The organism is Mucilaginibacter daejeonensis (assembly GCF_020783335.1).
GTDB lineage: Bacteria > Bacteroidota > Bacteroidia > Sphingobacteriales > Sphingobacteriaceae > Mucilaginibacter > Mucilaginibacter daejeonensis.
On sequence record NZ_CP086068.1, the window covers coordinates 3018399 to 3040499 of the forward strand.

The following is a 22101-nucleotide window of genomic DNA, read 5'->3' on the forward strand; positions in this document are numbered from 1 at the left end:
CATTTATTAGAAATGCAGAGTATGCATTTCTAACTTTCTGCATTTATAGAAATGTTCATTTCTACAAATACAGAAATCTATATCTCTACATTAAATCGTTGATTACGAATTGATTAGTTTATGCGTTGTCGTAGACTTGATTATTACTTACGAACTGTCAAAATTTTCATCTGAAACTCAATTGAATCGGACATGGTTTGATTGGCTAAAAGCTTGTAGAACTTTGCCGATTTATAACGGACATTCCATTTTGTTCTATCAATGACGAGCCTGGCGTTGGCTTCTATAATGCTATCTTTAGATACTATTTTTGCCGGAAAATTGACTTGATGTGTGATACCTTTAATCGTCAGGTTTCCTGTAACATTCTTACGCTCATCACTTAATTGTGCAACCTCGGTTAACACGATTGTCGCAAACGGATATTTCTCAACCTCGAAAAAATCAGGATCCTTTAAATGATTAACTAATTTGTTATCACGCCCATGTTTTTTATCGGCAATGGTGTTCATATCAATCTCTACTGTACCACCCACAGGTTGACCGTTATTAACCATTAATTCTCCCTTTGATATGTGGACATATCCGCTCTGAGTGTTCAATCCGTTTAGAGAAGAACCTTTCCATGTTACTACGCTTGCGTTTGTGTCTATCTGAAGGTATTTTTCGTCCCCGACGTGTAAGGACAGGGGACTTTTTGGTGCGTTTTTTCTTCCTTTTCTTTCAGACCCGCCGCAACCGAGTATGGTAGCAGCAATTATTAAAATGAAGCAGGGGACTGATGATTTTTTCATGTTATAGAATAATATCGGTTAAAGAATGAGATTAATGAATAGATATTAGCAAATCATTTATGCTTTCATTTTTGATGCTCTTTACTTCTAAAGTCAGTAATGGTTTGGCCATCATACCGGTACACCCCGTTCATCGACCCAAACCAAATACTACCATCGTTAACTTCCAAAATATCACAGAGCATTTTTCTTACTGACATGATCTCGGTTACCTTAGGAATGTTATCATATAAAGACTTCGCATCATAGCGCGCAAGGACCCAGTTTCCAACCCCATTCGTGCTAGAAGCACCAGTAGTCCAGATATTTCCTTTGCTATCCTCAGCTATCGCCGACGCACCCCGCTTTGATACTTTGGTAAACGTGCTGCCGTCATACCGCCACAGACCACCCGAAACCAACAGCGTATCGCCTTTTCTATCTTCGATGATCGATGCACCAAACCAAATGTTTCCTTTTCTGTCTTGGATGATTGACCCAACGTTGTGAAATGGTTTGCCCTCTTTATTTTTGAAGACGGTAAACGTTTTTCCATCATAAACACAAGCGTCTCCATCGGTACCAAACCACAGTTTTCCGGTCCTGTCTTCAAAGATGGTATGGACACTATGATTAGAAAGTCCATCTTTCGTTGTCAAATTTTGAAAAGACCTACCATCATAACGGCTCACCCCGTTCCCGGTGCCCAGCCAGATATGACCGGCCTTGTCTTCAACAATGGAAAAAATGCAGTTACTGGGTAGTCCCTCCCGGGTTGTAAAATGCCGGAAAATTTTTCCATTGTACTGGTAAACCCCGGAATCGGTCGTTGCAAACCAAAGGTGTCGGCGCCGATCTTCCAACACATTCCAATACCTTCGAGAACCTATTTTACTGGTGAGATTAGTGAATGATTTTCCATCATAGCTGAACACACCGCCAAATGATGCGGCAATTAATAGAGTACCGTTTTTGCTTTGCTTGATATTGCGGACCATTCTGCTCGGGCCGTAAGCCGTAACGGTGTCTTTAATGGTGTAATTAATATGATCTTGATGAGGTTTAATTTTGTTTTGCCCGCAGCACAGGCAAAAGACGGAGATCAATAACAAAAGATATAAGCGCGCGTACTTCATCATTTCTTTATAAATGTTAATTTATTGGGAATATTGGCAGTTTTGAACACCCCATATTCAATTACCGCAATCAGTTCAGCAAAAGTAAGTGCCTGTCATTAGGCAGGAGGAATTGCTATTGTAAATAAAAATGTAAACTTTGTAAATAATATCATTACAATTATGCGCCGTAGCCAAAATTCCATTTGTATATCCAGGAAAGCCAAATTTTTTGTTGGATTGGTAATCCTTTTGGTTACTGCTGCACTATGTGCAGCTTTTAGTATGACCGGCGATAGGGACTTTGCTACAGCCAGAAGGGAAATTTTATTCCGGAGAATAGGACACGAGTTGCTCTTGCAATCGGGTGATAGCACATCCAGGGTGCTACCGGTAAAAAAGATTACCGAAAACGAATACCAGATTAGATTTGAAAATGCATTTACATTTCAAACAGATTCATTAATAAATCTTACTCGGCGCGAACTAGGTAGAGATCCATTGGCAAGCGATTATGTTGTTAACGTTTTGGATAGTCGCAACCCCGGGGCTGCTTATGGATATGCGATCTCGAAAAACAATGAAGATGAAATTGTAGCCTGCAAGGGCAGAAAGCAACCCAAAGCGCATTATGTGGTAGATGTCCAGTTTAAAACAGCAGGGGGCAGTATAATCAAGGGCGGATATCTTTTGAGTGGCCTACCGTTTTTAGCATTTGCAGGTTTTCTATTTTTCAGGTCGACGCAATCGCGAAAGCCCCTCTACAGGAAAGATACAGATGCCAGTACGATCACTTTGGGTTCTATGTTGTTTGAAGCAAAGAAAGGCAAACTTGTAATAAATGGTATAACCATAGATTTGACCGGAACCGAAACTCGTGTTATGCGCATTTTCGCCTCATGTCCAAACGAAATTGTGGAGCGAAGTCGGCTACAAAAAGAGATATGGGAAGATAACGGTGTTATAGTGGGTCGCAGTCTTGATGTGTTTATATCAAAACTCAGGAAAAAATTAGAACCTGATCCGAATTTGAAGATTACCGTTCTACGCGGTAAAGGTTATAGGCTTGAAACCAATTTAATGCAATAAAGTGGAGCTTTATTAACCCAATCTTTGGCCTTTCCTTTTCTTACGCTTGCGTTTGAACTCATTCAATGCACCTTGATCCATATCATCAGCAGGGTGATCAGTGCCGAGCAAACTCCCGATAAGATGGCTACCAGGTAAAGCCTGATAACCCACCTGCTGCCGACCTTGTTGTTGGCTTTGTATATCTGCTCCGCGCTGTATACGATACTTTTGATTTGGAACGCCAGATTGGTTGCTGTGCTGTCCATGAGTTCTAGCCGCCTGCTGGTATCCGCTATCTTTTGCTCTGATTTGATCCTGTAGTTTTCCAGCGCCTTGCTGTATAACTTTTCTATTTCCGGCAGTAATCTTTGTATCTCCGTCAGTTCCGGTTGCTGGTCCTCTTGTGGCGGATTCACTGGCTCTTGCTGATTGCTGAAGTTCTCTTGTCCTAACGTTTGCCTGGTAAATTGCTGTGCGATCTCTTTCTTGTTCATAACTGATAGCATTTTTAATAGCCTGCCATTTATATGCATTACCTAAATGAGCGCCTTTGAACTGCATTCCTTCATAGCCGTAGGATATGCCGCTCACAAAGCCGGTGCTGGCTTGGTTAAACAATACATTGATTCCCTTGAATTCCAGCGCCTGAATGAATTGTGCTGTATCCGGCTTCCTGCTGAGCACGTCTTTAATGATCTCCTGTAACTGCATTTTGGAGGATGGCACATTTGTTCGCTTCATCATCTCCAGCTCGTTCTTCGTCATCGCCCGCTCTTGGGCCTGTCTACTTGAGATGACCTCGGTCAGCCCATGCTGCTTTTCCAGCTTCCTGAGCACCTGCTCACTACGCTGGTAGTCCTTGCTGTCGGAAACCACTTTACCATCGTAGCCGATGCGGTTAACCAAGATGTGCAGGTGCGGATGATCTGCATCATAGTGCCGGAAGATGGCATATTGGTGCTGGTCAAATCCCATATTGTTCAAATATTCATTTGCAATAATGTTCATTTGTTCATCGCCCAGGTTCTCGTTCGGCGGGAAATTGAGGGAGGTATGATAGAAGTACTTTTGGAGGTTGGGCCTTAACATTCTGATCAAAGCCACCTCACGCATGATAGAATCCTCTTTACCCGATGTAAAAGTCATATCCAGGATCTTGGCAGCACCATGCTCCACCTTTTGCAGGTTGTAGCGCAACGCCCCCTTGAATCCCTTTCCTTTCACCTGATCCGCTGTCATTTCATTAAGCAGTTAAGTATGTCCTTCTGGGTTTTGATCAAAGCGGTTAGTATGGTTACGAATGCTGGTGATAGTTTACCTGCGTTTAATTGTTTAACCGCTTGGTTGAGGTTAACGCCGATCTTGTGCAGCTCCCGGTAAAGTGCAGCGTTCATCGGTGATAGCTTGATGGCAGGGAACCTGCCGGTAAATGCTTTCTGCCTGATCCAGTTGGCTGGTGTCATCGCCGATGCCTGGGCATAGTTGCAAACCAAATCATTCTCATCTTTTGTCAGCCGGATATTGACCTGAATGATCCTTTTATCCTCTTCCTGTAAAGCCGGTCTTCCCATGATCTTTGATTTTAAACGAAGTGCAAAATCTTGCTTATCTCCGAAGGAGCAAGCCGTTTAAGCGTAGCGAAAACATGGCTTGCTCCATTTCGTAAAGACAGTTTCATTTGGCCAAACGGATACGTTTGGACTGCACTTCACCACGCAGGACTTTTTGAATTGCATCCATCTCGTAATAGAGGATGCCGCCAATTTTGGTGAAGGGTATCGTGCCGTTGTCACGAAGGGTTTGCAGGGTGTTGCTCGAAATTTTGAGCAGGTTCTTAACCTGATAACTTTTAATCCATTTACGCGGTTCGCCTTCGGCTGAACCGCCGCTTAATAATGCCTTCATCTGGCTCATCAGCTTCTCGCCGAATGCTTCCAGGTCTTCCCGTGTGATGATTTCTGTTGCCATTGCTTTCCTTTGTTTCGTTAAACTTTCAGTTTGGTTAGCTAATTAGAGCTTAGCTTTTGCAGCGCGATCAGGATCGCGTTGCTTTGAAACAAAGATGGGTGAATAGGATACAAACTTTATCCGATATACTCCGAGTCGGATATAAGATTATTAAATATTGCTGAATTAAAAGTTGGGATTCATAACCCTAAGGTCGGCAGTTCGATCCTGCCACTCGCTACTTGAAAACCAAGCAGTTACAGTAAAATGTAACTGCTTTTGTTGCCAGCCAGTTTCGGCAGATTATTCGGGACGACAGGGCTTTCATTGGACTGTGGCGCTTAGACCCTACATTAGGGGCGGTGTTGCCTGTCGCAGTAGAAGTAAAAGGTTTCGATGTTTGGGATTTTGGCGATTGGCAAGTTTCGGTCACCCATCAATTAGTTGAAAAAATAATAGCAGCACGGTTGAATAAGTTACGCAAAGAAACGGGAGGTATACTTATTGGCGGCTTTGATTTTGAACATAAAAAAATCTATCTGACCGATACGATATTATCACCAACTGATAGTAAAGAATATCCTACCGCATACATACGTGGTATTGAAGGATTGGAAGCTGCATTGAGCAGTTATAGTGAGAAAACAGCGGATCATTTAAAATATGCTGGCGAATGGCATTCTCATCCGGAAAACTGCGCATTATCGCAAAGTGATGACGATAAAATATTATTCCAGCATATCCACGCAGAAATGCGGGCTTTGGGTTTTCCAACCATCATGCTCATTGCCGGAGATTGTGGTAAGTACGAAATTTATTTTAAAGAATAATGATAGAAAAAGCTAAACGTATTGGCATTGCTTTGTCTGGCGGGGGTTACCGCGCAGCAGGATTTCACCTGGGCACCCTGAAAAAACTTAACGAATTAGGGATACTGGAGTGTGTTGATGTGTTGTCTACGATTTCAGGTGGGTCAATCACAGGGGCTGCTTATTCGCTGCACTCAGGTGATTTTAATGCATTTGAGCAGAAAATGATTACCTCATTGACGACCAAAAGTGTAATCCGCTATGTGCTGACCTCCTGGATATTTTGGCGGGGAGCGTTACCGCTGACGTTACTATTATTAAGTTCCTTCATATTGCCGTTCACGCGCTTGGCTGGTTATTCCATTATTCCGCAATTATTATTTCTATTCCTAATGGTACGTTATCAGTTCAAATTATTGCCCCTTAGCCGGATCATCGAAAAGGCTTACGATAAATTTTTCTGCATGAAGGCAACATTAGCAGATCTCAAAGACCGGCCCGAGTTAGCTATAGGTTCTACCAATTTACAGACTATGCGGCATTTTACATTCTCTAAGCGTAAAATGGAAGATTCAACCTATGCTTTTTACACAAAACCTGTGCTCTTTAATGGTGCGACGTTCCCGGTTGCCAGGGCGGTCATGGCATCATCTTGTGTGCCGTTTGCGTTTACGCCGGTACAGATCGATAAAGTATTCTACCAGGATGAAATCTTATATGGCACCATGAACCCTCAATTGGTAGATGGTGGCGTATACGATAGTCAAGGCATACATAAAATCACGCAAGGCAATAGTTCTTATGCCTGCGATATAGTGGTAGTTAGCGATGCTGGCAACAAACTGCCTTTTGCCAAACTCTATAACAGCACCTTGACTTTGTTGCTGCGGACAGTCGATACGTTCATGGTGCGTATCAAAAATTTTCAGATGATCCAGAATGTCTACCAAAATCAGCACGGCCGGGAAATCGCTTATCTATCCTTAGGTTGGGACTTGGGGGGATGCATATCTGGTTATTATGATGGATTGGTCAATAAAAATATACCAGCAACACTTTCAGAAGCACACGAATTACCAGCTGCTTGGTTAGATACGCCAAAACTATATAAGTCAGATATTATCCAGCATTTGGAAAAACGCTGCCAGTTTGCAGAGATCAATGCTCATTCGCTTACGCCCGAACGGCTACAAACGATACGCCGGATCGGTACCAATCTAACCCGCATCAAACCGCAATTAGTTAAAGACATGATCATTCACGCGGCTAACTTGACCGAACTACAGGTTCGCTTGTATTGTCCATCTTTGTTGACAGCAACAAGTAACAGCTAACGAGTTTGTGAGTTTTATCCATTTTCAATGACAATGTGAAGTTATTGCAAGTTGTTCAAACACCGTGGCGAAAAAATGAAGTTGAGCCGCATATATTTGCACTACCTTGACACCAGCAGCCAATGAAACCAAAGTTAGCGTTTAAAAAGAATTATCCCTTTGCCCTGTGGCTTTTCTGCTGCCTTGCTTTCTTTTTGTTTTTCCGCCAGCCGGTCTACAGCATACTCGATACACTCTTGGTTAAGCATCTCGTATCACGTTATGACAATACAACATTCCATGAGATTGTGCTGATCATTCTTTGCGCAAGCATTGCCGCCTGGCTTTACCATTACGGCAGCCGAAAATTCAACACGATTGTTGCTTTGCTTACGATGCTATTTTATGCTCTTATGCGCAGTGATGACTATTGGCATTTTCAACCTTCCACTCTTTTCCACTGGTTAAAAAATTGGGACTTCGTTGCGGCGGCATTGACCGCCCCTGTTATTATTCATCTTTTCAAACCGCGAGCAGGCGCAAGTCATGAGCCGCAGCCGGAAAGCTTCATTGAAGAACGCGCCATAGAATCTGATAATCAGGATACATTTCAACGTTCGTCCGTCGTAGCAGAAATTGCCCGCCGGGTCAGCGTTACTTCCAATTGTAGGTCCTTTGCCATCGGCATACTCGGTGAGTATGGCAGTGGCAAGACTTCCTTTATCAACCTAATCAAAATCCACCTTGACCCGGCTAAAACAGAGGTACTGGATTACAATCCATGGAGCTCAGAAGGTGCCGCGAACATCCAGCGAGATTTCTTTGACCAGTTGTCAGCTAAATTGTATGAACTCAATCCTCGTATTGCTAACCTAATCGTTGATTATTCGCGTAAACTGAGCCGGACAGATTCTTCTTTTAATAAATTTATCAGGGAAGCTGGCTTGGCCGGTAGTTTGTTCACCAAAAAGACCTATACTGACGACTTTGAACGAATCAACCAATTATTAGACAACTCTCCAATGACCATTTTTAACGATCACCTGTTTGAGGATGCCCCCTCTTTTTATATCATGCGATAATATTCCGTGAAAAAAGGGGGATGCTATATTTCTAAGCCTATGATTATATCCCTGTCAAATTCAAATCGATTGGTTACCGGCAGTGGGATACCGCGTTACTTAGGCGCAAAATAAAAACGATCATTTTTTTAAAAACAAATGGTTTGTTATTTGTTACGATCTAAACGGAAATGGTGTCTTCCGTTCAAAATAACCGCCTCGTGCTGATGACGCCTACAATTAAAGCATAGATGAAACCTTGCAGGTCTTGTCGTGAACATTATTGTAGGTGAATGATCAGCGGTACTTAGATCCCTTTCTATCCCGTCTCGCATCTAATCAGGTCACCTCCCTGCTCATTGTTCCGGCAATAGTTCATGGTTTTATCCATACGATTTAAACTTTTAAAAACAACATAAAATGAACATCAAGAACATTATGGCTAGGGAAGTTTTGGATTCAAGAGGTAATCCGACCGTTGAAGCGGAGATCACTCTAGAAGATGGATTCACAGCAAGGGGAATCTCACCATCGGGTGCCAGCACTGGTGAGAAAGAAGCGGTGGAACTACGCGACGGCGACAAAAGCCGCTATCAGGGCAAGGGCGTTGAAAAAGCAGTAGCTGGAATCAATCAGGAAGTTAAGCGCACGGTTATCGGCTCTGCGTTTGCGGATCAGGCAGCCTTTGACAAAATGCTGATCGACCTGGACGGAACACCTAATAAGGCTCGGTTAGGCGCTAACGCCATTCTGGCCGCTTCGATCGCCTTTGCGCGGGTCAACGCTGTATCCAAAAAGATTCCCCTTTACCGTCAGCTTATCGAGCGCGATACCTATGTGATGCCGGTCCCATGCATGAACGTGATCAACGGTGGTCGGCATGCGGACAATAACCTGGATTTTCAGGAATTCATGATCGCCCCGCACCATGCGCCGAACTTTAAAGAAAGTATCCGCATGGGAGAAGAGGTATTCCATACATTAAAAAAGCTATTATCTGACAAAGGCTATTATACCGGTGTGGGCGATGAAGGTGGTTTTGCGCCCAACCTCCGCTCTAATGAAGAGGCCATCGAAGTGATCCTGCAAGCTATTCAGAAAGCCGGATACAAACCCGGCGAGGATATCTCTGTTTGCCTGGACCCGGCTACCAGTGAAATGTGGGATAATGGTCATTACAAAATGTACAAAAGTGACCAGCAGCGTTATACTTCGGAAGAGATGGTCGATCTATGGGCAAAATGGATCCGAACCTATCCTATCGTGCTTTTAGAAGACGGTTTGGGCGAAAATGACTGGGATGGCTGGAAGATCATGACCGATCAGCTGGGCAGCGAAGTGGAATTGGTCGGCGACGATATCTTTTGCACGAACCCTTCGATCATTCAGGAAGGCATCGATCGTGGTATCGGGAACAGCGTATTGATCAAGCTTAATCAGATAGGCACGGTATCAGAGACCTTACAAGCTGTAGCATTGGCGCAGCAGAACGGCTACCATTGTTTCATCTCCCACCGAAGCGGTGAAACCGAGGACACGACCATCGCTGACCTGGTGGTAGCCACCAATGCCGGGCATATTAAAACGGGAAGTGGCTGCCGCTCGGAGCGGGTCTCCAAATTTAATCAGCTTTTACGCATTGAACAGGAACTGGGTAGCAAGGCCCGTTTTGCAGGGATCGAAACTTTTAAACGGTAGCAGCAGATCAGGATATGAAAGCCCTTATCACCTCGGAGCGCTACCGGATCGTTAAAGAACTGATCAGGTGGAGCTTGCTTATACTTCCGGTAGCTGTCGCTATCGGAAGTATGGTCGCCTTGTTTCTATGGATACTGGACCTGGCCATCATTTACCGGTTCCATCATCCCTGGCTTCTATTTTTGCTCCCGCTGGCCGGGGTACTGATCCACTTGATCTATCGCTCGGTCGGCAGATCTTCTGAAAAAGGCAATAACCTGATCATGGATGAGATACATGAACCAGGCGGGGGCGTGCCACCGCAAATGTCACCGATCATTCTATTGACCACGGTATTGACACACTTGTTCGGTGGTTCTGCCGGTCGTGAAGGTACCGCGGTACAGATCGGCGGAAGCATTGCCCATTTATTCGGAAAGTGGTACAGACTATCCGTTCAGGACATGCAGCTGCTGCTCACGTCCGGAGTAGCCGCCGGGTTCGGTGCCGTGTTTGGCACACCGCTGACGGGTGCGCTGTTCGCCCTGGAGGTCCTGGCCATAGGGCGTATGCAGTATAACGCGTTATTGCCTGCACTGATCGGCGCAGTTGCCGGAGATTATACGGTAGCAGCCTGGGGAGTCCACCATACGGCCTACCAGATCAGCGCCTTTCGGCATGAACCCTATTTTTTATCGGCTTATCTACCTTTTGATGGTCTGTTAATGGTAAAAGTAATGTTAGCGTCCGCGGCATTTGGGATGTCCAGTGCTTTGTTTTCTTCACTAGTTCACGCGATCAAGGTCGTTTCAGGTCATTTTATACGATCGAAATGGCTGATCCCTTTTACGGGTGGCTTGGTCATTATCGCGCTGACCTATCTCAATGGCAAACCTGACTACCTGAGCCTTGGTGTCGCTGCAGAGTATCCCGGGGCCGTTACGATCCAGTCGGCTTTTCATGCCGGAGGCGCAGACCTGTTCAGTTGGTTTTGGAAAATGATCTATACGGCTATCACGCTTGGCTCTGGATTTAAAGGCGGAGAGGTAACCCCTTTATTCTATATCGGGGCTACCCTTGGTAACACTTTATCTGCTGTATTGCATGCACCGGTAGGCTTATTTGCAGCGCTGGGATTCATTGCCGTGTTTGCCGGCGCGACCAATACGCCGCTGGCCTGTACGGTCATGGGAGTAGAACTGTTTGGCGGTGAACACGTACTTTATTATGCGATCGCTTGTTTTACAGCCTATTTATTCAGTGGTCATTCGGGCATTTACAGCGCGCAAAGGATCGCCATCCCCAAATTGCTGAATGCCGGCATAACGCCCGACTCCGCTTTGGGTGACCTGGGTAAAAGCCGGCCGCATTGGTATGAACGATTTCTAAAGCATTAACTGCAGAGGCGGGGCGCGGTTCTACCGCGCCTCTATTTTAACGGTAACGATCTTGTTGACCATATAGGTCCTGCGATCCTTGTCGTGTTCCATGGGTTGCGTATTTCCCTGACTGTCGGTCGCCCTCGACATCAGTTTATATTGGCTATCGCCCGCAGGAACCTGCCAGTTGTATTCCCAAAGCCGCCAGGCGAACTTACCGTGCTTGCCTAGCAACTTTGCCGGTTTCCAGGTTACACCTTCATCGAAGCTGACCTCGACTTTGGTTATTTCATTTTCTCCGCACCAGGCCGCACCATGCACCCGGTATGTTTTACCGGCAGGGATCACTTCGCTTAGCGCTGGTCTGGCGATCTCTGCTTTTACCTGTACCTCGGTGACTGCGGTCAGAGTCGGCTGGTCATCAGTGCGTTTCCAGTAAGCGTATTCCAGGGTTTGCCAATAGCCATCAAAGGGCTTATTCACCGCGGTTATCTTGGTAAGCCACTTTACGGAAGCCATACCATACCAGCCCGGGATGATCGCCCTCACCGGGTACCCATGCTCGGGACTAAGGTCCTTTCCGTTCATTTGATAGGCAAGGATCACTTCCGCCTGCATCGCTTTGGTAAGCGGTAAGCTTCTGGCAAAGTGGATAGCACCAGGAGATTTAGGTTCTTCCGAAACTTCACCCTTGTCTGCGCCTTCTAAAATGATCTCTACTGCGCCCGGCTTTATGCCGGCCTTTTCCAATACTACAGAAAGTGGTACACCGGTCCATTCTGCATTTCCGACGGCACCCTGTTCCCACAATAAGCCTTTTACCTTTGGAGCCAGGTTGGCCCGCCCGTTTCCGGCGCACTCCAATGTTGCCATCACTTTTTTAGCGGGCAAAGCACGTAACTCATCATAGCTTAGTGTAATCTCTTTATTGACATGCCCCCCGATCCTGACCTCCCATTCTTTTGCCTTCAATCTTGGAATGGGAAAATGTGTTCGTATAAAGAACTGGTTATTGGGCGTGATGATACTGGAAAGCATCGGAAAAGGAAATTCAAAATTGACCGGCTCCTTTTCTCTGATGATCAGGCCCGGGAAGGATGGTTGGGGCCCTTTATCTTCGTTATTCGCTGAAGCGATACCCGGAATGAATGCGGTTGCCATGACCGGAACCGTCCCTTTCAGAAAAGCACGTCTTCCATTATTGCTGGTGGCATTGATTTGTTTATGGCCCATAATTGATCGGTCTTGATTGGAGTGTTAAATAAATAAGGTTTAGAAGTGTATTTTGTTTGCGTAGGTAATCCCGTATGGTTGCCAACAATTTAGCCACTTAATTGCTTAGATCATATGAATATGTCAGGCGCAGATACAAGCAAGCAAAAGATCAACCCCGGTGACCATCTGGCCAATGAACGCACCTTTTTGGCCTGGATAAGAACCAGCATAGCATTGATGGGTTTTGGCTTTGTAGTGGTAAAATTCAGTTTGTTCGTCAAGCAATTATCCCTAGTTATTACTGATAAGGTCCTCCTGCCCGGGAAGGGCTTTTCCGCAACCATCGGGATCATCCTCGTCGCTATCGGTGCCCTGATGGCTTTATTAAGCTATTTTAGATATCGACGTATTGAAAAACAATTGCTTAGAAACGCCTATTTTCTTTCGTTCGCCTTGTCGCTTTTGATGACCGTTGCGATAGTACTCGTCAGCGGGCTGCTGCTTTGGTATCTATTACCCAATACCTGATCAAACTTTCGTCTGAACAATTGCAATAGTTTAAAGTTAATAGATCATGGGAGGCACACAATTTAATATAACAGCTACATTGGAAGGCGGATCCGAAATGCGATATAATGTAACGCACCAGGACGAGACATTTGTCGTGCAGACCGGTGCCGGAACGATCACGCTGATTAATAACGGTGATAATTCATGGAGCATTGTTAATGGCGAAATCTCGCAGGAGCTTGCCAATACTATTGGGCAGGCCATTGAAGACTACTATAATAGAAATTCTTAATAGATGTCTATTTAGTATGATAACAAGCATTTCATTTTTCCACCAGCATAATAGATCATAACCATTAATAGTTGGTAGCTAAATTGAGACACACCTGATAGCTCCCCCAATGAGGTCAGGCAGGTATTCTTAAAATTGAGTAACGCTGATTCAAAAATCTGTGTATATAGCTTTTAGCACCTTGTCATATGATCACAGCCCCCGAAGAATATTACAAAGGACTTCCGCGAAAAACAATAGCCGCCTGTGTATTGATCCCGCACAACGATTTCTATTTGATCATTAGAAAAAGATCAACTCAACAATGGACCTTACCCGGAGGAATTGTAGAATCTGGAGAAAGCCCAATGGCCGGTGCTATTCGTGAATGCCAGGAGGAAACCGGTATTAGGCCAAGTATCGAAGGCCTATACCACGTATATTATTCGGAGCCTGTAATAGGTGAAAAGATCAGCTATGGTGATAGCATACATCTGATATTCAAAGCTAAGCCCATAACCGCCGACCAGCTTGACCAAATTTGCTTTCCTGATCAGGAGGCAGATAAATATCAATGGGTAGCCTTAGATGAGGTCGCATCTTTTGTGAAAAGCAATTTAGGTAAGGCGATACTCAGCGCTTCCTGCGGCGAGCTATATTCTGTTTGGAAAAGAACTCTACATTCCTTGATGAAAGAAGATGAATTTTACCAGCCAAAAAATGATTATCAATAGTTGATCAATAACTACAGATTATCGATCATCATATTTTGTGATATAACTTCAACCATTTTCGCTTGTACTTTTGGTATATCAATCAACGATCAAAATGAAACAGCAAGACGAAAATAGAGAAGTGACCAAAGCCTTGGTCAAAGTATCAAAGGCCTTGATGACCGTAAGTGTTTTGTTTGCGGTTTGTATAATAGCAGTGATCGTGACATTGTTAGTGCCAGCTGATCATAAACCGGGTGAAGTTTCCCAACAGGTATATGGAAGGTCTGATCAGCCTGCTACCATTCCATCTACCGAAGCCTCTGCCGGCACTACACCACGCCCTATTCCGGCTGATGCATGGAAAGCCCCTGATGAAAATACGATTCCTGCAGGTAAAGATGGCGAGATGATCAAATATGGCAGGGAGCTGGTCGCACATACCGCCAAATATTTTGGTCCTCAAGGCAGCATCGCGAAGATAACGAACGGGATGAATTGTCAGAACTGCCACCTTGATGCCGGGTCACGCCTTTTCGGTAATAATTATGCCAGCTTTATTGCCAGTTACCCAAAACTGAGCAACAGGAGCGGCCGGGTGGAGCAGCCCGAAGAACGCATCGCTGAATGCTTCGAGCGTAGTTTGGCCGGTAAAGTGCCTAACCCTTCCAGTAAAGAGATTCAGGCCATGCTCGCTTACATGAAGTGGATCGGTAAGGACGTAAAGAAAGGTCAAAAGCTATTTGGAAATGCAACAGAAAAGCTGGTATTCATGGATCAGGCAGCAGACCCGGCCAAGGGTAAGGAAGTGTTTATGATGAAATGCCAAAGCTGCCACGGTGCTAATGGCGAGGGCTTGCTGAATGCTGATAAAAAAACCTACGCCAACCCGCCATTATGGGGAAAACATAGTTACAATGATGGTGCAGGTATGTACAGGCTGACCAATTTTGCAGGATTTGTGAAAAACAATATGCCATACGGCGCTTCTTATCATAGTCCGCAATTAACAGATGAAGAAGCATGGAACGTCGGTGCCTTCGTTAACTCCCAGCCGCGCCCTCATAAGGATCAACATAACGATTGGAAAGACCTGAAGAAGAAACCGATAGATTTTCCGTTCGGGCCTTATGCCGACCGGTTCAGCGAGAAGCAGCATAAATACGGGCCATTCAAACCCATAAAAGACGCTCAAAAAGAATTAACCAGTAAAAAATCATAAACAAATAGAAAACATGAAAAAGTACATCATCATTTTAGCAGCCTTTGCGCTCACTGCTTTTGCAAAAAATGTCAAAGCGCAACAAACCGATCCCGCCGCCTTCACCGGCGCAACCGCAAAACTCAAGCATTACAACGCGCTTTATATCATCAATTCCGGCGATGATAAAAAGATCAAGGGGACATTAAGGAACATCAATAATGCGCTGGAAGACTCAAGGCTGAAGGGCAAACTCCATGTTGAGCTCATCGCTTTTGGCGACGGTGTAGCTGTTTACATGAAAAGTAGTGCTTATGAGCAAAGTTTAAAGGACCTCCAGGCAAAGGGAGTGGTATTGGCACAGTGTGATAATACCATTAAGGAAAGGAAGATCGATAAAGCTGACCTGTTCCCATTTATCTCTTATGTGCCGAGCGGCAACGGTGAGATCATCATCCGCCAGTACGAAGGCTGGGCCACCGTGCATCCTTAATCAGTACCCTCATTCAATTTATATAAACATCATGAAATATCTTCAGAAAATAACATTTGCAATAACAGCAATAATAGCTTTAGGAAGCCAGGCAAAAGCACAGGATCATCGTTTCGATCCGCCATGGAATACCCCACCTGAAAGTAAAGTACAGTTTACCGTCCCAGGAGTGGACAATGTACCCGACCTGTTCGGCGACATTAACGATCCGCAACTGGTGGTCTTCTTTGCCGGGAACCAGTTCATGTGTATCGATGACCTGATGTCCGCCTTCAAAAAACAATACCCGCAATACCAGCGTGTATTTGCCGAAACCCTGCCACCGGGCATATTGGCTAAACAGATCATGGGGGGTAGCATCGTTATCGGAAATATGCGTATTACGCTTAAGCCGGATGTTTACACCGCAGGAAAAAGTCGTATCGATCAGATGCCGGAATATTTCAGCAAGTCCGTACCTTATGCTTACAACCGCTTAGCTATTATGGTGCAAAAGGGTAACCCCAAAAAAGTGAAGGGATTGAAAGACCTGGGACGTAATGATGTGCGTGTAAGCATGCCCAATCCGGAATGGGAAGGTATCGGCAAGCGTATCGAGGAAGCTTATGTAAAAGTGGGCGGTGAACCCTTAAAAAACACGATCATGGATACCAAGGTTAAAAACGGCAAAACCTTTCTTACGCAAATACACCATCGCCAAACGCCAATGCGTATTATGTATCAACAAAGTGATGCTGCACCGGTATGGTACACCGAAGCCTATTATCAAAAAATGATCGGCCACCCGACAGATATGGTAGAAATACCTGACGGTGAAAATATCAGCGCGACTTATGTGGCCGGGCAACTAAAAACCGCACCACACGCACAGGCTGCGCAGGATTTTATGGATTTTTTGGTGAGCCCGACCGCAAAAGCCATCTATAAAAAATACGGGTTCATTACAAAATAACGACTAATAATTAAAGATATGTCATTACACTTAGGGGATTTAGCTCCCAACTTTACCGCACAAACAACCATCGGCGAGATCGATTTTTACGAATCCTCGGCGACAGCTGGGGAGTATTATTCTCTCACCCCGCAGATTATACCCCTGTTTGCACAACTGAACTCGGAAGAACGGCTTTATTAAAAAGCGAGTTTGATAAAAGAAATGTTAAGGCGCTGGCTTTAAGCATTGATCCGCTTGATAAGCACTTATCATGGATAAGCGATATCAATGAAACACAAAACTGTAATGTCGACTTCCCGCTGATCGCCGACGACGATCGAAAAGTTTCGGAATTATACGACATGATCCACCCGAACGCATCAGCGACAGCTACCGTCCGTTCTCTGTTTATCATCGGGCCTGATAAAAAAGTTAAATTGATGATCACCTATCCGGCATCCACCGGCCGCAACTTTAACGAAGTGTTGAGGGTGACCGATTCTCTTCAGTTGACGGATGAATTTAGTGTGGCGACCCCAGCGAATTGGGAAACAGGCGAGGATGTGATTATTGGTCTGAGTGTTAAAACAGAAGACATTGAGTCAACATTTCCAGAGGGACACCGCATTGTAAAACCTTATTTACGTTATACGCCAGACCCAACAAAACAATAGACTGGTTCAATGTTTTTAAGTATTCGTTTTTTTTATGCTAAAACTCAGTTTTTTTATTTTGTTGATGTCAATTTTGGATGCAGCCAAAGCGCAACACCACGATATGTCTATGCCAATGCCTGCCTCAAAAAATGTTTATTTGCAAATGATGGATCAAATGATGGTGAGTATGGATAAGTCAGCACCGACCCACTCATCGGATAAAGATTTCCTGACAATGATGATTCCGCACCATCAGGGCGCAGTCGATATGGCGAACTATGAAATAGAGCACGGTAAAAACCGGGAGATGGTCCAGTTGGCCAAAAGTATCAGGGCTGAACAATTGGTGCAGATACAGCAAATGGAATTATTGCTGCGTAGTGCTAAAACATTCGTCAGCGCGGGCACAGCCCATCAACAGGCCAACCAAAAAATGATGATGGTAATGATGCAGCAGATGCCAAAGGAAAAAGTGCTAAGCAATGATGACAATGCTTTTGCCTGGGTAATGATCCCTCACCACCAAGCCGCTATTGACATGGCTAAAGTGGCACTGCAATACGGCACCAACAAAAATATAAAGCGCCTTGCCGAAAGTATTATCTCGGATGAGCAGATTGAAATTGATCAAATGAAGAAATTCAGTCATATCCCGTAAAACAAACACCTATGAAAAAATTAATGTTCCTGTTCCTGGTATTGCCGCTGACCAAATTAAGCGCGCAGGACCGCGTCTACACGGGTAACCAAATATCCAATACTGTGTCAGTGATAGATCCTAAAACGCAAACTTTTCTGGGCGATATCGTATTGGGAAAGCCACAGCCTGAGATATTAAGCCCGCTTTACAAGGGGCAGGCATTGGTACATGGATTAGGTTATTCGCCTAAAAGACAATTACTTGCGGCCGTATCAATTGGCTCAAATTCGGTTACTTTTATATCTACCCCCACTAACAAGGTGCTTAAGACGATCTATGTAGGTCGGTCTCCGCATGAGGCTACATTTAACCCATCTGGCTCGCAAGCCTGGATCTCGGTAAGAGGTGAAGCATATATCAGTGTGATCGACGCGGCAACGATGAAGGAAATTAAACAGGTGAAGGTGGCGGACGGCCCTGGCATGGTTTCTTTTACGCCAAATGGCAAATGGGCCTACGTTTGTTCAAGTTTCACCCCCCGACTGGATATTGTTAATACAGCTACCTATCAGGTTGTGAAAAGTATTCCGGTGGTCAGCCCTTTCTCGCCGAATATATTTTGCAGCCCCGATGGTAAATGGATCGCCTTGACACATAAAGATATCGGCAAGGTAACATTGATTAACACAGCCACTAACAAAATTGAAAAGGTATTCAATACCGGGCCTATTACCAATCACGTTACGTTTACTGTCACCAATAAGGTGCCCTTAATGCTTGTGACCGTTGGTGGCGAAAACACCCTGAAAATTTTTAATATTAACCAGGGCTTCATACTGGTAGATAGCATAGCTACCGGTTCATTGCCACATGGCGTTTGGCCTTCGGGCGACGGGAGATTTGCTTATGTCGGCCTGGAGAATGATGATCAGGTGCAGGTTGTAGACCTGGTAAAAATGGCCGTTGTAAAAACGATCCCGATCGGTCAGTGCCCGCAGGCTTTGCTTTACGCGGTTAATGCAGGTCCGGTAACACCGGTTACAACGGGCTTATCACCCCTAAACGCAGCTAATAAAAGCCAGGTGATCAAGCTAAAAAGCACCAGCGCGATCATGCCTACCGGCATGTTGAATATAAGAAGCGTGGGTTTAACTGATCTCGTACAGCAGGACTTCAAAAAACTTGAACCCAACACCGCTTATACCTTGGCGCTTACCAATTCTACCCAACAGCCTTACAACGCAGATTACGTCATCAATTCATTTAAAACAGATGATAAAGGAACATTTAGCGGACAGTCTACGGGTATTATAAAAACGGTCGGCAAAACCATGGCAAATTATAAAATGGTGATATTAATTAAAGACACGAACAAGGTCACGGTTATGACCGGTCAATAAATTAAATAACGATGAAAAAGATTATGATAAGTTTGGCATTGGTTGCCGCCATTTGCGGCAACTTATATGCTCAAAAAGACACCTTACACATTTACGGCCCAGGCGGCCCTTTATCAGCCATGCAGGATTGTGCTAAGGCATTTACTGCTAAAACTGCTATCCCGGTCAAAGTGACTGGTGGCCCGGAACCGAAGTGGCTTTCACAAGCGCAGAAAGACGGGGATGTGATCTACGGCGGGGCGGAGTATATGCTTACGCAGTTCATGCAAACCCATCCAGGGATGATTGATGTTCCCACACGTGTCGAACTTTTTAAAAGGCGTGCGGCTATTCTCGTCAGACCGGGAAATCCAAAACAGATTACGAGTTTGAAAGATCTTGCCAAAACCGGCGTTAAAGTGCTTGATGTAAATGGGGCCGGTCAGTTGGGCTTGTGGGAAGACATTGCCGGTAAGGAAAACCTGATCGGGGACATTCAGAAAAATATCGGCGGCTCATTCGCCAATACCGCGCTGGGCATCGATGCCTGGAAGAAGGACCAAAGCTATGATGCTTGGATCACCTATGCCTCATGGCATGAAAACCTGAAAGATGTTACGCAGTTGGTGGAATTGCCTTTGTCATCGCGCTTGTATCGAGGTACACCGATAGCACTCACATCCAATACCAAACACGCAGCGCAAGCCAAACAATTCATTCAATTCTTGCAAAGTGCCGATGGCCATGTGATATTTAAAAAATGGGGATGGGAATAAAGTTCACTGTTAAACTATAGCAAAAACAGATCGACAGAATCAGTCTGCTTTTGCTTTACATGTTTGAGCTGTTTTTCATAACTTTAGACTATCAACCATCTGTTTTAACAATGAAAATGACTTAGTTTTATGATTGATCTTTGAGACATAAATAAAGAAGATCATGAAAACTATTCAACGTTACGTCCATTATGAATTTGATGACCAAGCAATAATAATTGGCAACAAGGTTATAAATATAGCTGTATCAGTCATCGCCTTGGCAGCAGCTACTTTCCCATTTTTGTTGTTATTTTACCGACTTAGTTAATAACCCTTTATCAATATGTTCGATTTCCGCTTACAGGTTTTTCATACAGTGGCCAAGCGGCTGAACTTTACCAAGGCGTCCACGGAACTTTTTATTAGCCAGCCTGCTGTGACCAAGCATATTAAAGAGCTGGAAGAACAGTTTAAAACCACGCTGATAGAACGCAGTGGCAACAAAAAAATATCGCTCACACCTGCTGGCGAAATGTTGCTGGCTTATGCGGATAGACTGGCCGCTGTTTACAACGAGCTGGACTTTGATATGAACCTACTGATCAAAAAACATTCGGGTACGTTGCGTATCGGTGGCAGTAATACTGTTGCGCAATACGTGATTCCCCCGGTATTAGCCCGGTTCCACGAAAAGTTTAAAGATGTACAAGTGAACCTGGTGCCAGGTAATACGGAGCAGGTTGAGCAGGCCTTAGTGAATAAAGAGATTGACCTCGGCATTGTAGAGGGCATCCTCCGTAATCCGCAGCTCAGCTACCAAGAATTTTTGAGTGATGAACTGGTGCTGATCTGTAGTGCCTCGAATACTTTTAAAAAGGACAGCATCAAGCCAGAGGAATTAAAAGAATTGCCGCTGTTGCTGCGTGAACCCGGTTCGGGAACGTTGGACGTTATTGCTCACGCTTTAAAGCCTTTCAATATCAAATTATCAGATCTGAAAATAGAAATGCAGTTAGGGGGCACGGAAAGTATAAAGTCTTATTTGCTACACAGCAAATGTTTTGCATTTGTATCGGTGCAGTCGATCTTAAAAGAGCTGAAGTATAACGAATGCCGGATCATCGACATTAAAGACCTGAGTATTGAGCGGCCATTTTATTTTATCCTGCCACACGGACAACCTTCTTCATTAGCAGAAATATTCATGCGATTCGCTAAAAGCTATAAGAGCCTATAAGCATTTGATATGACTGAAAAGGAGAAAAAAGTCATTATCATGTTTATTGCCGAAGCACCTGGCTCTACCAACAACCATTTTTATTTAAAAAACACCAATTTATTCCGGGCAATGCGCGCGGCCTTTGAACAGGCTTTTGGTAAATTTAGTTCTGCTGACGAATTTCTTGACTTTTTCAACAAGTCAGGCTGCCTTCTGGATCATCTATATCCGCTGGGTAAAGAAACATCAGCTAAATCAATGCCTTATGCTGTCGGACAGTTGGCAGATCGTATCCGATTGATTCAACCTAAACACGTTATCATTTTAATGAAGCGAATTGTTCCCGATGTCAATAAAGCAGCTATCGATGCCGGTGTCTCTCCATCTGAAATTCTGACCACCGCATATCCCGCAGGAAGTGAAAGGAACAGGCAAGTCTTTATTCACGATATATCAACCTGGTTAAGACATATACTCGATAATTTTTAGTTATCGTCAAGTTGGATTCGTGATAAAAATCACCCCAAAAAGCTATCGATATTTGAATAACAAAATCAAATATCATGAAAACGTATCAATTGGTCATCGACCCCAAATTCAAAGAAAACGGCAAGGAATGTAAATTCGATCACAGCCCTAAAAATGCTGTGGAACACACCGCAGTAGAAGATACACCTGTGATCGGTGTCAAAACAAAGAAAGGCTGGTTCGACAAAGATGCCCCTCAAAATCTTACCAGTAAGGAAGCTATGATCAGGGGAATTTTGGTAGTAACCATGCCAGCACTCAGCGCCATAGATTGGTATTGCGGCACCCATACCATATATATTCTCGCTCCGGTGTTGTTTTATTTGGAGGTAACTGCACTAACCATGACATGCCCTATTAAATCAATATTTAGTAAATACAGACATACAAATTTGCCTGAATTGTAATTTATAGTTAAGTTCCATCACACTTAGTTTAA

Annotated in this window: 25 protein-coding genes, 1 pseudogene and 1 riboswitch; of the genes and pseudogenes, 20 read left to right on the forward strand and 6 right to left on the reverse strand. The window is 44.4% G+C overall.

The window, feature by feature from the left end; all coding sequences use genetic code 11:
- Window positions 1-143 precede the first annotated feature (143 nt).
- Both LLH06_RS12770 and LLH06_RS12775 read right to left on the reverse strand, forming a co-directional pair.
- Window positions 144-794: a YceI family protein gene (locus LLH06_RS12770; protein WP_228169677.1), complete on the reverse strand. Its 651-nt coding sequence runs from the start codon at window positions 792-794 to the stop codon at window positions 144-146.
- Window positions 795-859: 65 nt separating this feature from the next.
- Complete coding sequence (locus tag LLH06_RS12775) at window positions 860-1912, reverse strand: ligand-binding sensor domain-containing protein (protein WP_228169678.1); 1053 nt, start codon at window positions 1910-1912, stop codon at window positions 860-862.
- 159 nt (window positions 1913-2071) lie between these two features.
- On the opposite strand from LLH06_RS12775, the gene LLH06_RS12780 reads away from it, so the two are divergent.
- Window positions 2072-2977, forward strand: coding sequence for a helix-turn-helix domain-containing protein (locus tag LLH06_RS12780; RefSeq protein WP_228169679.1), 906 nt, complete (start codon window positions 2072-2074; stop codon window positions 2975-2977).
- Window positions 2978-2989: 12 nt separating this feature from the next.
- Here LLH06_RS12780 and LLH06_RS12785 read toward each other — a convergent pair whose 3' ends face one another.
- The 3 genes from LLH06_RS12785 to LLH06_RS12795 all read right to left on the reverse strand — a co-directional run bounded on the left by LLH06_RS12785 (window position 2990) and on the right by LLH06_RS12795 (window position 4927).
- Window positions 2990-4198 carry a relaxase/mobilization nuclease domain-containing protein gene (locus LLH06_RS12785; RefSeq protein WP_228169680.1) on the reverse strand — a complete coding sequence of 403 codons (1209 nt, stop codon included), beginning with the start codon at window positions 4196-4198 and terminating at the stop codon, window positions 2990-2992.
- Window positions 4195-4530 carry a plasmid mobilization protein gene (locus LLH06_RS12790; RefSeq protein ID WP_228169681.1) on the reverse strand — a complete coding sequence of 112 codons (336 nt, stop codon included), beginning with the start codon at window positions 4528-4530 and terminating at the stop codon, window positions 4195-4197. Before LLH06_RS12790 ends, LLH06_RS12785 begins: the two co-directional genes overlap by 4 nt.
- A gap of 103 nt (window positions 4531-4633) precedes the next feature.
- Window positions 4634-4927: a helix-turn-helix domain-containing protein gene (locus tag LLH06_RS12795; protein WP_228169682.1), complete on the reverse strand. Its 294-nt coding sequence runs from the start codon at window positions 4925-4927 to the stop codon at window positions 4634-4636.
- Window positions 4928-5271: 344 nt separating this feature from the next.
- Between LLH06_RS12795 and LLH06_RS12800 the strand changes: the two genes are divergently transcribed.
- The 5 genes from LLH06_RS12800 (at window position 5272) to LLH06_RS12820 (ending at window position 11163) form a co-directional block, all read left to right on the forward strand.
- Complete coding sequence (locus LLH06_RS12800; RefSeq protein ID WP_228169683.1) at window positions 5272-5736, forward strand: Mov34/MPN/PAD-1 family protein; 465 nt, start codon at window positions 5272-5274, stop codon at window positions 5734-5736.
- Complete coding sequence (locus LLH06_RS12805; RefSeq protein ID WP_228169684.1) at window positions 5736-7049, forward strand: patatin-like phospholipase family protein; 1314 nt, start codon at window positions 5736-5738, stop codon at window positions 7047-7049. Before LLH06_RS12800 ends, LLH06_RS12805 begins: the two co-directional genes overlap by 1 nt.
- 122 nt (window positions 7050-7171) lie before the next feature.
- Window positions 7172-8110 (forward strand): P-loop NTPase fold protein, encoded by a 939-nt coding sequence (locus LLH06_RS12810; protein ID WP_228169685.1) that lies wholly within the window; start codon window positions 7172-7174, stop codon window positions 8108-8110.
- A gap of 157 nt (window positions 8111-8267) precedes the next feature.
- Window positions 8268-8333, forward strand: a riboswitch (Fluoride riboswitch).
- 176 nt (window positions 8334-8509) lie between these two features.
- Complete coding sequence (eno, locus tag LLH06_RS12815) at window positions 8510-9787, forward strand: phosphopyruvate hydratase (RefSeq protein WP_228169686.1); 1278 nt, start codon at window positions 8510-8512, stop codon at window positions 9785-9787.
- Window positions 9788-9801: 14 nt separating this feature from the next.
- A complete protein-coding gene (locus LLH06_RS12820; RefSeq protein WP_228169687.1) occupies window positions 9802-11163 on the forward strand; it encodes a voltage-gated chloride channel family protein in 1362 nt (453 codons plus the stop codon).
- A gap of 21 nt (window positions 11164-11184) precedes the next feature.
- On the opposite strand, the gene LLH06_RS12825 is transcribed toward LLH06_RS12820, so the two are convergent.
- The gene (locus LLH06_RS12825; protein ID WP_228169688.1) at window positions 11185-12306 is read right to left on the reverse strand and encodes a sulfite oxidase; all 1122 of its coding nucleotides are present in this window, start codon (window positions 12304-12306) and stop codon (window positions 11185-11187) included.
- 192 nt (window positions 12307-12498) lie between these two features.
- On the opposite strand from LLH06_RS12825, the gene LLH06_RS12830 reads away from it, so the two are divergent.
- The 14 genes and pseudogenes from LLH06_RS12830 (at window position 12499) to LLH06_RS12895 (ending at window position 22069) form a co-directional block, all read left to right on the forward strand.
- A complete protein-coding gene (locus LLH06_RS12830) occupies window positions 12499-12888 on the forward strand; it encodes a YidH family protein (protein WP_228169689.1) in 390 nt (129 codons plus the stop codon).
- A 46-nt stretch (window positions 12889-12934) separates the two neighbouring features.
- Window positions 12935-13162 (forward strand): hypothetical protein, encoded by a 228-nt coding sequence (locus tag LLH06_RS12835; protein ID WP_228169690.1) that lies wholly within the window; start codon window positions 12935-12937, stop codon window positions 13160-13162.
- A gap of 188 nt (window positions 13163-13350) precedes the next feature.
- Window positions 13351-13875 carry an NUDIX domain-containing protein gene (locus LLH06_RS12840; RefSeq protein ID WP_228169691.1) on the forward strand — a complete coding sequence of 175 codons (525 nt, stop codon included), beginning with the start codon at window positions 13351-13353 and terminating at the stop codon, window positions 13873-13875.
- 94 nt (window positions 13876-13969) lie between these two features.
- On the forward strand, window positions 13970-15076 hold the full coding sequence (locus LLH06_RS12845) for a c-type cytochrome (RefSeq protein WP_228169692.1): 1107 nt from the start codon (window positions 13970-13972) through the stop codon (window positions 15074-15076).
- Window positions 15077-15089: 13 nt separating this feature from the next.
- Window positions 15090-15548 (forward strand): DsrE family protein, encoded by a 459-nt coding sequence (locus LLH06_RS12850; RefSeq protein WP_228169693.1) that lies wholly within the window; start codon window positions 15090-15092, stop codon window positions 15546-15548.
- 31 nt (window positions 15549-15579) lie between these two features.
- Window positions 15580-16500, forward strand: a complete 921-nt coding sequence (locus LLH06_RS12855) for a molybdate ABC transporter substrate-binding protein (protein WP_228169694.1) — start codon at window positions 15580-15582, stop codon at window positions 16498-16500.
- Between the two features lie 18 nt (window positions 16501-16518).
- Window positions 16519-17156 (forward strand): annotated as a pseudogene (locus LLH06_RS12860) (peroxiredoxin).
- A 34-nt stretch (window positions 17157-17190) separates the two neighbouring features.
- Window positions 17191-17796, forward strand: coding sequence for a DUF305 domain-containing protein (locus LLH06_RS12865; protein ID WP_228169695.1), 606 nt, complete (start codon window positions 17191-17193; stop codon window positions 17794-17796).
- Between the two features lie 11 nt (window positions 17797-17807).
- On the forward strand, window positions 17808-19178 hold the full coding sequence (locus tag LLH06_RS12870; protein ID WP_228169696.1) for a YncE family protein: 1371 nt from the start codon (window positions 17808-17810) through the stop codon (window positions 19176-19178).
- An 11-nt stretch (window positions 19179-19189) separates the two neighbouring features.
- Window positions 19190-19933 (forward strand): substrate-binding domain-containing protein, encoded by a 744-nt coding sequence (locus tag LLH06_RS12875; RefSeq protein ID WP_228169697.1) that lies wholly within the window; start codon window positions 19190-19192, stop codon window positions 19931-19933.
- A gap of 163 nt (window positions 19934-20096) precedes the next feature.
- The gene (locus tag LLH06_RS12880; protein WP_158829746.1) at window positions 20097-20243 is read left to right on the forward strand and encodes a hypothetical protein; all 147 of its coding nucleotides are present in this window, start codon (window positions 20097-20099) and stop codon (window positions 20241-20243) included.
- A 15-nt stretch (window positions 20244-20258) separates the two neighbouring features.
- Entirely contained in the window at window positions 20259-21152 is an 894-nt protein-coding gene (locus LLH06_RS12885) for a LysR substrate-binding domain-containing protein (protein ID WP_228169698.1), read from the forward strand.
- A gap of 9 nt (window positions 21153-21161) precedes the next feature.
- Window positions 21162-21623 carry a hypothetical protein gene (locus LLH06_RS12890; RefSeq protein ID WP_228169699.1) on the forward strand — a complete coding sequence of 154 codons (462 nt, stop codon included), beginning with the start codon at window positions 21162-21164 and terminating at the stop codon, window positions 21621-21623.
- A 74-nt stretch (window positions 21624-21697) separates the two neighbouring features.
- Window positions 21698-22069 (forward strand): hypothetical protein, encoded by a 372-nt coding sequence (locus tag LLH06_RS12895; RefSeq protein WP_078346162.1) that lies wholly within the window; start codon window positions 21698-21700, stop codon window positions 22067-22069.
- Window positions 22070-22101: the final 32 nt, after the last annotated feature.

Excerpts from the sequence above, each read along its gene's own strand:
- LLH06_RS12850 (WP_228169693.1), top strand. The coding sequence starts at position 15,090 with ATGAAAAAGTACATCATCATTTTAGCAGCCTTTGCGCTCACTGCTTTT.
- LLH06_RS12880 (WP_158829746.1), top strand. The coding sequence starts at position 20,097 with ATGAAAACTATTCAACGTTACGTCCATTATGAATTTGATGACCAAGCA.
- LLH06_RS12885 (WP_228169698.1), top strand. The coding sequence starts at position 20,259 with ATGTTCGATTTCCGCTTACAGGTTTTTCATACAGTGGCCAAGCGGCTG.
- LLH06_RS12830 (WP_228169689.1), top strand. The coding sequence starts at position 12,499 with ATGTCAGGCGCAGATACAAGCAAGCAAAAGATCAACCCCGGTGACCAT.
- LLH06_RS12835 (WP_228169690.1), top strand. The coding sequence starts at position 12,935 with ATGGGAGGCACACAATTTAATATAACAGCTACATTGGAAGGCGGATCC.
- LLH06_RS12895 (WP_078346162.1), top strand. The coding sequence starts at position 21,698 with ATGAAAACGTATCAATTGGTCATCGACCCCAAATTCAAAGAAAACGGC.
- LLH06_RS12795 (WP_228169682.1), bottom strand. The coding sequence starts at position 4,927 with ATGGCAACAGAAATCATCACACGGGAAGACCTGGAAGCATTCGGCGAG.
- LLH06_RS12890 (WP_228169699.1), top strand. The coding sequence starts at position 21,162 with ATGACTGAAAAGGAGAAAAAAGTCATTATCATGTTTATTGCCGAAGCA.
- LLH06_RS12855 (WP_228169694.1), top strand. The coding sequence starts at position 15,580 with ATGAAATATCTTCAGAAAATAACATTTGCAATAACAGCAATAATAGCT.
- LLH06_RS12790 (WP_228169681.1), bottom strand. The coding sequence starts at position 4,530 with ATGGGAAGACCGGCTTTACAGGAAGAGGATAAAAGGATCATTCAGGTC.
- LLH06_RS12840 (WP_228169691.1), top strand. The coding sequence starts at position 13,351 with ATGATCACAGCCCCCGAAGAATATTACAAAGGACTTCCGCGAAAAACA.
- LLH06_RS12785 (WP_228169680.1), bottom strand. The coding sequence starts at position 4,198 with ATGACAGCGGATCAGGTGAAAGGAAAGGGATTCAAGGGGGCGTTGCGC.
- LLH06_RS12825 (WP_228169688.1), bottom strand. The coding sequence starts at position 12,306 with ATGGCAACCGCATTCATTCCGGGTATCGCTTCAGCGAATAACGAAGAT.
- LLH06_RS12810 (WP_228169685.1), top strand. The coding sequence starts at position 7,172 with ATGAAACCAAAGTTAGCGTTTAAAAAGAATTATCCCTTTGCCCTGTGG.
- LLH06_RS12820 (WP_228169687.1), top strand. The coding sequence starts at position 9,802 with ATGAAAGCCCTTATCACCTCGGAGCGCTACCGGATCGTTAAAGAACTG.
- LLH06_RS12770 (WP_228169677.1), bottom strand. The coding sequence starts at position 794 with ATGAAAAAATCATCAGTCCCCTGCTTCATTTTAATAATTGCTGCTACC.
- eno (WP_228169686.1), top strand. The coding sequence starts at position 8,510 with ATGAACATCAAGAACATTATGGCTAGGGAAGTTTTGGATTCAAGAGGT.
- LLH06_RS12775 (WP_228169678.1), bottom strand. The coding sequence starts at position 1,912 with ATGATGAAGTACGCGCGCTTATATCTTTTGTTATTGATCTCCGTCTTT.
- LLH06_RS12805 (WP_228169684.1), top strand. The coding sequence starts at position 5,736 with ATGATAGAAAAAGCTAAACGTATTGGCATTGCTTTGTCTGGCGGGGGT.
- LLH06_RS12780 (WP_228169679.1), top strand. The coding sequence starts at position 2,072 with ATGCGCCGTAGCCAAAATTCCATTTGTATATCCAGGAAAGCCAAATTT.
- LLH06_RS12865 (WP_228169695.1), top strand. The coding sequence starts at position 17,191 with ATGCTAAAACTCAGTTTTTTTATTTTGTTGATGTCAATTTTGGATGCA.
- LLH06_RS12845 (WP_228169692.1), top strand. The coding sequence starts at position 13,970 with ATGAAACAGCAAGACGAAAATAGAGAAGTGACCAAAGCCTTGGTCAAA.
- LLH06_RS12875 (WP_228169697.1), top strand. The coding sequence starts at position 19,190 with ATGAAAAAGATTATGATAAGTTTGGCATTGGTTGCCGCCATTTGCGGC.
- LLH06_RS12870 (WP_228169696.1), top strand. The coding sequence starts at position 17,808 with ATGAAAAAATTAATGTTCCTGTTCCTGGTATTGCCGCTGACCAAATTA.